Genomic DNA, 13,466 nt, shown 5'->3' on the forward strand with positions numbered 1-13,466 from the left:
ATTTTTGATATGTTATAAATTATTGCTTCCACTTAATAAATTTTTTGAGCAATAATTGTGTTTATTTTTATGACTTGGCCAGTCTGTCTGAAAATAATGTCACAAAACCTTAAAAAATCAATAAACAAAAAAATGGATCTCAATGCCTATTGAAGTCGTTTTTTTTTCAACGAGTAAGTCCTATAAGATATTTTGGTAGTTCCCATAAATGAAGAGATGCAATAGTGTGCACAAATGTACTGGATATGTAGGAAAATTAAAATGGGATGCCAAAAAAGTTTAGAATATTAAAAAGCCTTAGAAAGAAATTGAGTAGTAGGTAAACCAACTTATTCTACAAAAAGCAAGTTTTTCAATTTATCCACATATTCTTCCTTTACTTCCCTAGGTCTGCTCCTCTGAATAGAGCCTTCGAATCCAAAAATTGGCCTCATTTTTTTAGAAACTACGTGAAGATTTCTACCTATAGAATCACTGCCTTTCTCACTGATCTTTATGGCTTTATCAAGTAATTTACTCCCGTTTTTTTGGCCCATAATTATGACCAGATCATCAAGATGCTCTTCTCCTAAAATTTCCATTCTCTTTATATGAGCATTATTTTTGCATCTCTTGCAATACTTCTCTCTTTCTTCAGTGCTCAAGAGGTTAAAATCGATAACTTCTTTAACTGTGAAATATCCAATAATATATAATGCTGCTTCTTCCTTTTTTTGATTGTAAGGTTTTAGTCCTGCGTAAAAAACCAATAAGTCATTTTTTTGCAATCTCAGGAGAGAACTTCTTTTACTTGTCGGATCTCCATAAGTGTAGGTTTTAAACTCAGGGTCAAAATGCATCCCAACCTACTCTCGGCAGGTAAACATATAGATTAATATTATTAATTTTATATCTCTTTCCTGGTCTTCCCATGTCAGAGAAAAACAGTAGTAGAAGAGTTGAATCTTCCTTAAAACGTACAAGGTTCTTAGGTCACCTTGGTCTCATGGCTGGAGTTTTCAGAGAACTTGAAGTTGACAAACTGATCGATGAGAAACTTCCCAAGGAAAGGGATCACAATGTTCCTCACTCAGTTTGCATCCTTGCCATGGTACTCAATGGTCTTGGTTTCATAGGGCAACGTCTGTACCTTTTTCCTGATTTTTTCAAAAACATTTCTACTGAAAGGCTTTTCGGAGACAATGTAACAAGAGAAGACCTGAATCAATATGCTATCGGAGAGACTCTTGATAGAATCGTAAAATATGGCCCTACAAAACTGTTTACGGAAATTGCTCTTCACATTATGGCTCGTCTACCTATTCCTGTTCACTGTTTACACGCTGACACTACAAGTGTCAGCGTTTATGGGGATTATGAAGACGAAGAAACTGAGTCTATTGATATTACTTTTGGAATTCCCAAAAACGGAAGATGGGACCTCAAACAATTTGTACTGAGCTTGATTGTTAATCAGCATGGCATACCTCTTTTCATGAACACCCATTCAGGAAATGCTTCCGACAAAAACACAATTCTGGAAGCTATCAACTCTCTTAAATCAGTTCTAAGGCCTGAAAGCAAAGTGTACTATGTCGCTGATAGTTCCTTTTACACAGACAATAATATCAAGAACATAGGAACGTCATTCTGGATCAGTCGCGTTCCTGCAACAATTACCGAGGCAAAGGAACTGTTAGCTGCAAATCTGAACCTGAAAACGCTAAAAAGCGACGAAAGATACTCATTTTATCAAACCTTTGTGGAATATGGTGGAGTTAAACAAAAGTGGGTTTTGCTGCTTTCTCACAAGATGAAAGAGAAAAAAGAGCAAACTCTCAGAACAAAGCTTGACAAAGAGTTTGAAAAAGCAGAGAAGTCTTTTAAAAAGCTGAAAGGAGAGGACTTCTTCTGTGAAGATGATGCATTAAAAGCCGCAGAGAAATGGATTCAAGATTTCCCCTCAATTGTGTTTGAAAATGTTGATTTGAAAGCCATTAAAAAACGTGAATCGGGTAAAAGAGGCAGACCTTCAAAAGATGAGAAATTAAAGACTTATTACAGGATTGATGGCAGTTTAAAGACTAATGAAGCTTTTGTTTTGAAAGAAATGGAGAAAATGGGACTTTTCATTCTTGCAAGTAATGATATCAGTATTTCTCCTGAAGATATGCTGAAGTATTACAAAGGACAGGACAATGTAGAAAAAGGATTCAGGTTCTTGAAAAGTGATACGTTTAGCATATCGAAAGTTTACCTCAAGAAAAAATCCCGAATTGAAGCACTGACTATGATAATGGTTCTCTGCTTAATGATTTATTCAATTGCAGAATGGAAATTAAGAACAAAGTTAGAAGAAGAAAATGAAACGGTTCCAGATCAAAAAGGGAAGCCAACAAAAAGACCTACAATGAGATGGATATTTTTCAATTTCCAGGGAATTACAGAACTTAGGATTCAGAAACAAGGAGAAATAGAGTCCGAAATATTGAATATGGAGGATATTCACTGGAAGATACTGAGGCTCATGGGAGAAAAATATGAAAATATCTATCTCTAATTACGTCAACCTGCCGAATGTAGGATCCCAACGTCTTTGAGGCTTTTAAAAACGTAAGTAGACAATGGTAAACCTTTTCTACCGATTGTGTTTCCGTAAGTTTTATCTTCTTCTGACAGATAGCCTTCAGGAATAGGGATGTACTCAAAAGAACCGTCTTTAAAAATAGGTCCAAGTGTTCCCCCGCTTCCTGTATCAATACCAACACGTAACAACATTGCTTTCATACCATTCCCTCCAAACACTTATACAATTTTAACTTTTGATTTCATTATGCATAAACATAAAATTTGATAAATGTCTCATCTTTTTTTCCATCTACATATCTTTGTAAGTTCACACTTATTACAAAATTCCCCTGTACATGGTTTGAAGCTACGGTTTTTTATTCCCTCTATATGTCTTTCTACTTGTTTTTTTGTTTCTTCAAGTCTGGAATCATCTACTTCCACATATGCGACTTTTGCGTCTGAGAGATATGCTACAGAACCCTTAGTCACATTTTCCCCAAGAATTTTCATTCCTATTGAGTACATCTGGATTTGCATGGCAGATTCAGCTTCTGTGATAACGCTATCTGATGTTTTATAGTCACGAACTTCCAGCTGATCTCCATCATGAATTATAACGTCAATTTTTCCAGTAATTGTGGCTTTTTGGAGTGGAAACTCTATCCTTGCTTCAACTTCCTGTATATTATGCATATCCGTTTCATGCTTTTTCACAAAACTTATGAGCTTTCTCTTAGCTGCTTCCTTTATTTTTTCTCCCTGTATCTTATTTACAAAGGGCATATAGAAATTCTCATCGACTGCTGTTGAAATTGCACTTATGGGGCTGTACCCTTCATTTTTAATCAGATCTGCTGCTTGCTGAAGGCAGAAATGTAGAGTATTTCCATAACCGATTCTCTCTTTGAATCCCGGCTCGTAACCCCAGATTTGGTTTAATCTGTAAAAGTAAGGGCATTTCCGGTATAGGATAATCTCGGAGGGGGTGTACGTAAGTATCTCATCTGAAATTTTGGAACTTGTTAGGTCATGCAAAGGTAGTTCGTCTTTTGCAGATAATTTCGTAGTCTTTGAATCCCGAAGCCCTTCACTGATAAAAGTGCTTTCTCCTGAGTTTCTGCCGTTTAGCGTTCCAAAGTGGCTAACAACAAGCACATCCTTTGCCCTCGTGAGAGCAACATAGAAAAGTTTCTTTTCACTCTCTATATCTCCCTCATATTTCTCGGCATCAAACATATTCCTTGGGATCATCCATGTTTGCTCTCTTCCTGCCATACTCGATGGAAAACGCCTAGCGTTCATAGCTGGGACAAAGACCAGTGGCCATTCAAGTCCCTTTGCTTGGTGTACTGTCATCAACTGAACAGCATCTACTCCTCGGATGTCGTCTCCCGGCTGCTCTTCATAAGAGCCTGATGCATAACTATTCATATACCAGCAGAGATTCTTCAAATCTCTTTCCCAGTTTCTCTGCCTGCCACCAAGCATATTTGCAGATTCAAAATCAGTTAAAAGAGAGCTAAACCTTCCCAAGTTTGCCATTATCACAGCATGATTTGGATCTTCTGAATCAAGGTTAAGGTAATTTAACAGGACGAGAAGTTCATGGTACACTTCTGTAAAGCTTTCGTATTTTGAATCAAGCGTATTTTTTTTCCAGTTTTCGAGCTTTTTAATTACTTCGCTATGTAATTTACAGCTAGGAACTCCATCATTCCAGCTTTCAAGTGCAGAATAGAGGAGCTCTTCTCCTTCCTCTTTATTTTCTCGATCCCATTGGCTTTCGTACCAGAATCCTTTATCGTAAAGCCAGGCGAAAAGTTTGCCCATAGTTTGAATTTCAGGCCTGCGGAAAAGACCAACTTTACCTCCTACAATAAAAGGTATGTTTCTTTCCCTGAATATATCAATGAATGGAGGCGCTGATGTATTTACACTGCGAAGTAGTATTCCAATATCACCATATGAACACTTTCCAGCATCTACATGTTTCTCTATCTGATCCGCAATCCATTTTGCTTCATGGATGTTATCCGAAAGTTTTGCAATATATACTGCACCCTCTTCTTTTCTCACAGGATCAAGATGGTCATATTCATCTTCAAAATAATCTGAGAACTGATTTGAAACTTCTATAATTTGCCTGCCACTCCTTCTATTTTCATTAATAGAAATAGTTTCGGCATCTATGTGCTTTACTGCAAAATCTTCAAAACACTTCTCATCTGATCCCCGCCACTGGTAAATAGTTTGCCTGGGATCTCCCACAATAAAAATCTCGGAATTCAGTCCTATTAACTGTATAAGTTTTTCCTGAGCCCTATTTATATCCTGGTATTCGTCAACAATCAGATATTTTACATCTGAGAGTACGTTTTGCTTCTCTTGTAAATTTGTTAGGGCTAGATTGATCATTCTATTAAATGTCAACCTCTTATGGGAATCTAAGATTTCTTCATATTTTTTAAAACACTTATAGAATTCTGGAGCTTTCTTTTTTAGATTGTTTTCTGGTATTAGCTCCCCATATACCACGTTAAGATTTTTAAGAAATGTCCGGCAGTTCTGGGTGTAATTTCCATTTTTACCAAACCCAAGCTCCCATCCCACACGCATTAGAAAAGCAGTTTCTTGATTTTCGTCAAGAACTCCATAGTCTCCAAACTTAAAATGGTTCTCTAGTAAAAAAGAGCAGTAACCATGTATTGTGCCAATGTACATTTCCCCCAGTTTGGCACATATCTCTTCACCACCAAGTTGGCGGACACGATCATAAACTCGACTTTTCATCCCCTGCGCTGCTTTTTCCGTAAATGTGAAAGCAACAATAGATGCTGGTTTAACATTTTCGTAAAGAAGCAAACACACAATTTTTCTTGTGAGTGTTTCAGTTTTCCCGGCGCCAGCTCCAGCAATAATCCTGATATGTCTTCTGTCTGATAGAACGGCTTTTTTCTGACTATCAGATAGTTCTTTCGGTTCTTTAATTATCAATTCCAGAAATCTTTTATCACCCATTTTTTTCACAAACAGAGTATGTTTTTTTAATATATCACTCTTTCCATATAATGTGAATGATGTTTTTATAGTTCTATGAACACCTTTTTATTTTATTATCTAAAATATTAATTTGAGTTGTGGAGAATTAATGCAAGATTACCTGATTCAAATAGCATACACGCCTGAAGCAGTAGCTACGTTAGTAGCGAATCCTCAAAATCGTGAAGAAATGGCACGCTCTTTAATTGAAAAACTTGGGGGAAAACTTAAAGGTATCTGGAACTCACTTGGCGATTATGATCTGGTGGAAATAGCAACATTACCTGATGATGAGAGTGCAGCAGCCCTATCTATGGCTATCCTGGCTGGAGGTGCTATAAAGATCTCCAGGACTACACCGTTGCTGTCACTCAACGACGGCATGGAGGCTATGGAGAAAGCATCGAAGCTTGAATACAAACCGCCGGGCAATTTTTAATAATCAATTGCTAAAACTCAACTCTTCAATCAGTTTTTCAAGCTCTCTCTCAACCATGGGAACTCTGTTTTTAGCGGTATCCCAGACAAGATCATAATCGACATTAAAATAGGCGTGTATCAAGCGATCCCTCATACCTGCCATACCTTTCCAATCAAGGTTTGGGGCTCGTGACTTTATATCTGCGGGGATGGCTTTCGATGCCTCTCCCAGTATCAGTAACTGATGAGCAACTGCACTCCTGGTTTTCTCGTCCTTTAAAAAAGTCTCTTTTTCCATACCTTGCAAGAAATCCTTTATATTTCTGGAAGAATCGAGCATTTCAGAAAGGTATAGAAGCGGAGATCTCATACCGGCACCAGTTCTCTTAGCACGTCATCCTTCATCATCGGGTGAAGAGCTCTCTCCGAAACAACATCCACTGAGATTCCAAAAAGATCTTCGAGGTAATCTCCAAGCCCCACAAGCTCAAAAAGGGATGCTCCTTCTCCAAATCTTACCAGGACATCAATATCACTTCCCTCTTTTTCCTCTCCACGTGCATATGAACCAAAAATTCCAATGATCTCAGCTTTGAATTTTTCTTTTATTTCATCCTTTCTTTCCAGGATAAGAAGCCGGATCTGATTGACATCAATGTGTATTTCTTTATCTTCCATAATATCCGTCTCTTATATTTCTTTCACTGCTGGAATTATATGGCTACTTTTCTCTATACTGATATAATATTTCATGTGTATATTCTTTTTCTGCAGTTTTGGTTCCAACTTGGTCCCAATTTAGAGCCCATCCGAAAAGTGTTACAACCTGCTGTAACTTTACAATAACCAAAATGTGCTATTCTACAAAAGCACTCAATTTTATTTAAAACCTTTAATAGATATGTATATATTTTATCTATAGAAATATTAATCCAAGTAATTGGGAGGGGAATTTATGCAAGATTACCTGATTCAAATATCCTATACGCCTGAAGCGGTAGCCAGATTAGTAAAAAATCCGGAAAATCGCGAAGAAGTGGCACGTTTTTTAATGGAAAAACTTGGGGGAAAACTTAAAGGTTTCTGGGTTTCATTTGGTGAATATGACTTGGTAGAAATTGCGACATTACCTGATAATGTAAGTGCAGAAGCCCTAACAATGGTTCTCCTGGCTGGAGGTGCCGTAAAGATGGTCAGGACCACACCGTTGATGTCGGTCAACGAAGGCATGGAGGCTATGGAGAAAGCAGCGAAGCTGGAACTGGAATACAGACCACCAGGCAAATAATTAAGAAGAAATCGCTTTTTCTTTTTTACCTGGCTTTCAACCAGCTTTTCGGATCAGTCTTATCTCGGTATGCAGTCGAAAATTAAAAAAGAATAAACTGCCCTCAGGCAGCTGAAAAAAACGCGAATCCTTCAAAAGGATTAATCTTCAATTACCTTAAAGTGCCGTCCAGCCGCCGTCAACCGTAATTATCTGGCCTGTAATATATTTTGATGCTTCGGACGCGAGGTAAACAACCGTTGTATCCAGGTCTCCTGTCTGTCCTGCACGTCCCATAGGGCACATAAATTCAATAATTTTTGCAAATTCCGGGTCAGCAACAACCCCTTCAGCCATTCCCAGGGCAAAATAACCGGGTCCGATCGCATTCACGGTAATGCCTTCTTTTGCCCATTCGGTTGCCAGGGACTTGGTGAGCATTAAAACTCCGCCTTTTGTAGAGCAGTAGGCTGTGACCGGCATTCCTTTCATCGACACAGTCGAATGAATCGATCCTATGTTAATGATTCTTCCGTATTTCTGCTTCAGCATTACTTTCCCGACTTCCCGCGCAAAGAAAAAAACACCATTCAGGTTGGTATCAATCATATTGCGCCACATTTCATCACTTGTTTTATCCGCAGCGTCAACAAGCCCGAGACCGGCATTGTTTACAAGTATATCTATTTTGCCGAAGTCTTTCTCTATTTTTTCAACCGCACTTTTAATCTGGTCTGTTTGCATCACGTCACAAATGTAATACCGGCAGGTTACGCCGATTTTTTCGATCTCCTTCTGGACTTCCTTTAATTTTTCTTCACGGCGTGCAACTATAGCAATATCTGCACCCTGGTTTGCCAAAGCCCTGGCAAACTCAACTCCAAGGCCCGATGAAGCACCTGTTACAATCGCAACTCTTCCAGTTAAATCAAATAGATTTTTCATTTTAACCCTCCTTATTCTTTATCCCCTTACGAAAAAAGGAACACTGTATATTGGAATCATATAGTTATGAGTCACATAGTTATGAGTCACATAGTTATGAGTCACATGGTTATATTAGATTTGTTGATCTCAATTTAAAACAGCAGTGTGGGAAAGTTCTGTAAAATCCAAACCTTTTACTCCGGAAGGTAACTCTTAAAACCCGTCATATCCTTTTTCTCCAGGATATTTCAAAAAAACAGTGTTGTTTTCACTGCATAAACGATTCTGTGACTTGCAGTTTTTTATTCCGTCTTTCGCTTCAGTTATACTTTTTTCTTATCCTGTCCGGGTCAAGATGGGGTTTTACTCCAGCACTGTGCAGCCTGACTTTAAAACCATCAGATTTTATCCAGAGATAAGGACTTCCTTTTTCTTCCAGTTTTTTGTACTGGCGTTTCATGAAAGTCTCGTAATCAACCTCATCCATAGATGCCTGATCCTGAAAAATGGCCTGAGGAATTCAGGAAAAGGGTATGTGAGCTGTCGAAATGAATCTATTTTCTCTAAATTTTCTTCTCATTTTTTATTCTTGCCTTTACCTTTAAACTTTTCAATGATGTTCAACCTATTTTTTCCTTTTTGCTTTCCTTGCTGTTGTGAACAGGAAAGCAGAACATGTTTCTGACCGATTTCTTTATATACGGAAATGATGTGTATAGTGGAGCCATTAACTAGTTAGTATCCGTTAATTTCTGAGAATATCTGGCCGATTTCCGGTCACATTTTTGACTATCAGGAGCCTGTGGCTGTCGGCAGATGGGATGGGGCCCCAGTCCGGAAATGCTAAGAGGCTCAGAGATTTTTGTATTGCATGGAGAAGGTTGCGCTGGAGCGATTCCTGTGGCAGTTCGGAACTGCGCAGAAGCGCCTGAAAACCTTTCACGCTCACTGATTATGGAAAGGCTCATCCGAGCATCCGGAAGATAAAAACCTGAAGTCGCCAGAGGGCGCCAGGTCAAAGCAAAATAAAACTACATACACGAAATTTACTTCGGAGGAATTACTTGGCAAGAAAGAAAGTACAGAGAAAGCTTGACGGATGGAAATCCAAGGAATGGTATAACATTGAAGCCCCTGCTTACTTAAACAGGGTTATTGTCGGAACTACAATGGCAGGAGACCCTTCCCTGCTTGTTGGCCGCAATGTTGAGACCACAGTCGGGGAACTCACAAACGACATGACCAAGAACAACACAAAGGTCATCCTCAGGGTCAACAACGTTGTCGGAGACATAGCCACCACCGACCTCATGGGCCACGAACTCACAACCGACTATGTCCGCTCTATCGTAAAGAGGCAGACCTCCAGGATCGATGCAAACGTCGATGTCCGGACCAAAGACGGCTTTGTTATCCGCGTCAAGCCAACCTGCTTCACCATCAAGAGAGCACGCTCAAGCCAGATGCAGGCTATCAGGGAAATGATGGTTGACATCGTCAAAAAGCGCGCATCAGAAACCGATTTCGAGACCTTTATGCAGGAAGCAATCCTTGGCAGGCTCTCAGCAGCCATCTACAGGCAGGCCAAGTTCATCTATCCGCTCCGCAGAGTTGAGATCAGGAAGACCCAGGTCGAAGCAATGCCCGCAGCTGCACCAGCCGCACCTGCCGCAGCATAATTATTTTCGACTGAAAATTAGAAGCAGGAGAAAATCCGAAAGGATTTTCTTATCTCTCTTTTGAATTTTGTTATTTCGGAACACTCTTCTCTTTTCTAAATTATCATTATAAGGCTTCCAATTTATTTTGTCCGTTTCTTCTGGATACGGATCGAGAATGCCTTATCCAGAGAACTGTTCCTCTCCTCCCGAAAACCGGTTTTAAATTCATTGTTAAATACAAAAGCCTTCGCCAGCTCATCTGACGGTTCTGCCCAAAAAGAAGAAAAAGTTTGTAGGAAGGGAGAAGTAGAACAAATAGAAAGTGGAAGACGTTTGGAAATGTGATAAGAGCAGAAATAAATTATTAGTCAGAAGTAATTATTAGTCTATTCTTCTTTTGTTCTTTTTTATTGCGGGAAAGGCCGCTATCCTTCGTCGAGCGTACAGGAACGGCTCTGTATAGCCAGTAAGGTTGCACGGTAGAGATATTATAACTCTATAACTTCATTTTTCGGCCCTCTTAAAAATCCTTCACTTCCGGTCTTTCCTGCTGTCTGCCACTGATACAGTTTTTGAAACTCTGCGAGCCGTCGTCCTTTCCTTATTTCTTGCCGTACTTCTCGCCCCGAGCTCTGCTCCAGAGTCTGCAGAAATCTTGCCCTGTGCTCTTGCTCCACTTCTGGGTCCCACTTTTTTCCAGTACTTTATTCCTTCAGTGCAGCGCCGGTTTATGCAGATATCTTCTTCCAGGCTTTCGTTTCCTTCTACCTCTTCTTTCAGCCTGAACAGCTTCCAGCCGCAGGTCTCACAGGTTTTGTCGAGGAGGGTCAGTTTTCCGGTTTTAGGAACGGAATGGGTATATCCACAACGCTTTGTACAGCCCAGGAAGCGGTTGTCTTTGAAAGATATCAGGAACATGCTTCCGTCACATTCAGGGCAGGGTCCCACGGTTTCAGGGGGATAGCACTCCTTTTCAAACTCGCATTTAAAGCAGGGTCCAATACCAACAGCCCAGTTGTATTTGTTTCCCACCTTCAGGACGGCTGCCCCTTCTTTTTTACATTCCTTGCTCCTGAGCACGGTAAGGGCTCCGGTCTTGGGTAGAGAGAAGGAGTTTCTGCAGTCAGGATAGCCTGTGCAGCCCACAAAACGCCCGGAATCCGTTTGTATGATTCTGAGAACGTGCCCGCAAGCCTTACATGTCCCGATGTAATTTTTCTTGTCTTCGAGGGCGGCTTCATCCTTTATTGTGCCTGCAATGTTTGAGGTAAGCTCTTTTTTGTTTGCTTCAAGCTGGGCATACATCTCTTTAATCAGGACCGTACCATCGGCAAGAGCCGCTTCGAACTCTTTTTTCCCGTCTTCAACTTCCTGGATAAGGGCTTCTATCTTTGAGCGGATATCAGGTTTTACAAGGATAGGGACGGACAGGGAAAGCCCTTCCATAAGGGTAAAACCTGTATCTAAGATTGAAATTGTCTTTCCTTTATTCTCGAAATACCCCCTCTTTTTGTTTGTTTCTATATGTGTAGGGGCTGTTGCTTTTGTCCCTATCCCGTGCCTGTCCATAAGGGTCAGGAGTTCGGCTTCTGTCAGTTTTTTCGGAGGGCTGGTCTTGGATTTTGTATTGCTCAGCTTTTTTACGTCTACTCTCTCTTTTTCCTCTACAAACGGGAGAAGCTTATCTTTTTTATTTTCAAACGGATAAACCTCAAGCCATCCCGGTTCTTTAAGCACGGTCCCCGAGGAGTCGAAAGGCTCTTCCTTAACCTGCAGGTGGAGGTGGGTTTTTTCGAAAACTGCTGCAGGCATGAGGTTTGCCAGGAAATGCCTTGCAATAAGGTCATAAACTTCAGCAGCCTGCGGTATATTTACTGCAGAACTGACCTCTCCCCTTGCAGCCGCCCTGATCGGGTGGATAGGTGGGTGGTCATGTGCGTCTTTTTCTCCATTCTTTGGAACTATCGGGGCAGAGAGGATTGATTCTGCAAATGGCTTATACTCTTTCTGCCTTGCGAAATCAAAGACCAGGGACTTGAAGTCAAAGTCATCTGCATATTTATTGGTCTCTGTCCTCGGGTAGCTCGTAAACCCTGCAAGGTAGAGCTGTTCTGCGGTTTCGAGTGCAACTTCGGGGCTGATCCCCAGGAACTTTGAAGCCCGCTTCAGGAACTCTGTGGTGTTAAGTGGATTTGGAGGGCTGGTTTTTGCTTCTTTTACGGTCTTCTTTACAACGAGTCCTTCTTTTGCCCCTTTCAGCCTCTTGAAGATTTCAGCTGCCTTTTCTTTGTCATGGATGTTTCCTGCCCTGTGGGTGCCTTCGAATTCCCCTCCTTTTGCAGCAAAAACCGCAGTAATCTTCCAGAAGTCCTTTGCCTCAAAAGCCCGGATAGCCTTTTCCCTTTCGTAAACAAACCCGCAGGTAGGAGTCTGGCAGGGCCCTATTGAAAGGACGTCTTTTGTCCTTGCTTTTTCCCTGACCGAGAGCGTAACAAAACGTGTAAATGCAGCCCCCATCTTCAGGTCAAGAATCTGCCTGGCTTCGGCAGCCATAGCAAGGTTGTGGTCAGGATCTACAGGGTTTTCAAAGGCTTTCCTTACTTCTTTTGGGGAAAGGGCTGAAAAACGTGCCCTTGCAACAGGGACATCAGTGACCTCTTCGGCAAGGGTTTTTGCTTCAAACCCTATATTTTCCCCTTCCCTGTCATAGTCGCATGCAAGGATAATTTTGTCTGCCCTTTTTGCCAGGTTTTTTATTGCAGCTTCATACTCCTTCCTGGTCACAAATTTTTCCGGATCAACTCCAAGCAGTGTCCCGGGGTCAACTTCACTCCATTTGTTATATTTTTCTGGAAAGTCGTAGTTCATGATGTGGCCGGAAAGCCCCATCACAAGCCACTCTTCTCCTTTCCATTTAAACTCGTAGGCAGGCAGCCCTTCCACTGATATTTTATCCACTTCCCCTTCGCCAAGGATGCTGGCGATCTGGGCTGCTGCTTTGTTTTTTTCTGCAAATGCGACAACTGTCATATAAAGTACCTTAACCTCTGTTAATGTGATATGGAATTTCGTAAGGAAAAGTAACGGAACAATTCTAAAATTTTAATGAATTTTGTGCGTAAAAATGTTCCGCACAAAACATTAAAGATGACAAATTAAGCATGGTATATTAAAGAAGCATGTAATGGTATGAAATGTTTTTTGGCCAGATTTTTGACTCTAATCGGTCAACTGCTCCAATTAATTGACTTTCTAATTAATTGACTTTCTAATTAATTGACTTTCTAATTAATTGACTTTCTAATTAATTGACTTTCTAATTAATTGACTTTCTATATGTATCCACGCTGCTTATTAAGCCCCTATCCTCTGTAAAAATCCTTCGCTTTATAAATAACAGGCGTGCATTTCCTGCACATGTATGCTCTACTTAATAGGGATACATTATTTATATATTTGTCTATTTATACATTACTGGGAGACTTTTCCGAATGTAAAAAGCTATATACCAGTTTACTCTCTGTTCTAAGCGACAAACTGGAATTTTCGGATTAATCAATTGTAATCATTTAACAGAGAATTCCGGATTAATCAATTTTAAT

Annotated in this window: 13 protein-coding genes; 4 read left to right on the forward strand and 9 right to left on the reverse strand. The window is 40.3% G+C overall.

From position 1 onward, the window contains the following. Window positions 1–329: 329 nt before the first annotated feature. Entirely contained in the window at window positions 330–839 is a 510-nt protein-coding gene (locus MSMAS_RS05860) for an Nmad3 family putative nucleotide modification protein (RefSeq protein ID WP_048045840.1), read from the reverse strand. A gap of 71 nt (window positions 840–910) precedes the next feature. On the opposite strand from MSMAS_RS05860, the gene MSMAS_RS05865 reads away from it, so the two are divergent. Further along, window positions 911–2,539 (forward strand): IS1634-like element ISMma3 family transposase, encoded by a 1,629-nt coding sequence (locus MSMAS_RS05865; protein WP_011032145.1) that lies wholly within the window; start codon window positions 911–913, stop codon window positions 2,537–2,539. A 5-nt stretch (window positions 2,540–2,544) separates the two neighbouring features. Here MSMAS_RS05865 and MSMAS_RS05870 read toward each other — a convergent pair whose 3' ends face one another. Both MSMAS_RS05870 and MSMAS_RS05875 read right to left on the reverse strand, forming a co-directional pair. Continuing rightward, a complete protein-coding gene (locus tag MSMAS_RS05870; protein ID WP_048045839.1) occupies window positions 2,545–2,766 on the reverse strand; it encodes an Nmad3 family putative nucleotide modification protein in 222 nt (73 codons plus the stop codon). 75 nt (window positions 2,767–2,841) lie between these two features. Then, complete coding sequence (locus tag MSMAS_RS05875) at window positions 2,842–5,568, reverse strand: ATP-dependent DNA helicase (RefSeq protein WP_011032144.1); 2,727 nt, start codon at window positions 5,566–5,568, stop codon at window positions 2,842–2,844. Between the two features lie 130 nt (window positions 5,569–5,698). Between MSMAS_RS05875 and MSMAS_RS05880 the strand changes: the two genes are divergently transcribed. Then, window positions 5,699–6,028, forward strand: coding sequence for a GYD domain-containing protein (locus MSMAS_RS05880; RefSeq protein WP_011032143.1), 330 nt, complete (start codon window positions 5,699–5,701; stop codon window positions 6,026–6,028). 3 nt (window positions 6,029–6,031) lie between these two features. Here the strand turns inward: MSMAS_RS05880 and MSMAS_RS05885 are convergent, their stop codons facing one another. Beyond that, a complete protein-coding gene (locus tag MSMAS_RS05885) occupies window positions 6,032–6,379 on the reverse strand; it encodes a HepT-like ribonuclease domain-containing protein (RefSeq protein WP_011032142.1) in 348 nt (115 codons plus the stop codon). Next, entirely contained in the window at window positions 6,376–6,687 is a 312-nt protein-coding gene (locus tag MSMAS_RS05890) for a nucleotidyltransferase family protein (protein WP_011032141.1), read from the reverse strand. Before MSMAS_RS05890 ends, MSMAS_RS05885 begins: the two co-directional genes overlap by 4 nt. 277 nt (window positions 6,688–6,964) lie before the next feature. Between MSMAS_RS05890 and MSMAS_RS05895 the strand changes: the two genes are divergently transcribed. After that, window positions 6,965–7,297, forward strand: a complete 333-nt coding sequence (locus MSMAS_RS05895) for a GYD domain-containing protein (protein WP_011032140.1) — start codon at window positions 6,965–6,967, stop codon at window positions 7,295–7,297. 156 nt (window positions 7,298–7,453) lie between these two features. On the opposite strand, the gene MSMAS_RS05900 is transcribed toward MSMAS_RS05895, so the two are convergent. From MSMAS_RS05900 to MSMAS_RS19185, 3 genes are all read right to left on the reverse strand, one after another. Further along, window positions 7,454–8,221, reverse strand: a complete 768-nt coding sequence (locus MSMAS_RS05900) for an SDR family oxidoreductase (RefSeq protein WP_011032139.1) — start codon at window positions 8,219–8,221, stop codon at window positions 7,454–7,456. 301 nt (window positions 8,222–8,522) lie between these two features. Continuing rightward, the gene (locus tag MSMAS_RS18670; protein WP_015410925.1) at window positions 8,523–8,690 is read right to left on the reverse strand and encodes a hypothetical protein; all 168 of its coding nucleotides are present in this window, start codon (window positions 8,688–8,690) and stop codon (window positions 8,523–8,525) included. Between the two features lie 258 nt (window positions 8,691–8,948). Then, window positions 8,949–9,146, reverse strand: a complete 198-nt coding sequence (locus MSMAS_RS19185; RefSeq protein ID WP_155395986.1) for a hypothetical protein — start codon at window positions 9,144–9,146, stop codon at window positions 8,949–8,951. A gap of 121 nt (window positions 9,147–9,267) precedes the next feature. On the opposite strand from MSMAS_RS19185, the gene MSMAS_RS05905 reads away from it, so the two are divergent. After that, on the forward strand, window positions 9,268–9,882 hold the full coding sequence (locus MSMAS_RS05905) for a 30S ribosomal protein S3ae (RefSeq protein WP_011032138.1): 615 nt from the start codon (window positions 9,268–9,270) through the stop codon (window positions 9,880–9,882). Window positions 9,883–10,395: 513 nt separating this feature from the next. On the opposite strand, the gene MSMAS_RS05910 is transcribed toward MSMAS_RS05905, so the two are convergent. Next, window positions 10,396–12,894 (reverse strand): DNA topoisomerase I, encoded by a 2,499-nt coding sequence (locus MSMAS_RS05910; protein ID WP_011032137.1) that lies wholly within the window; start codon window positions 12,892–12,894, stop codon window positions 10,396–10,398. Window positions 12,895–13,466: the final 572 nt, after the last annotated feature.

The organism is Methanosarcina mazei S-6, from assembly GCF_000970205.1.
Lineage (GTDB): Archaea > Halobacteriota > Methanosarcinia > Methanosarcinales > Methanosarcinaceae > Methanosarcina > Methanosarcina mazei.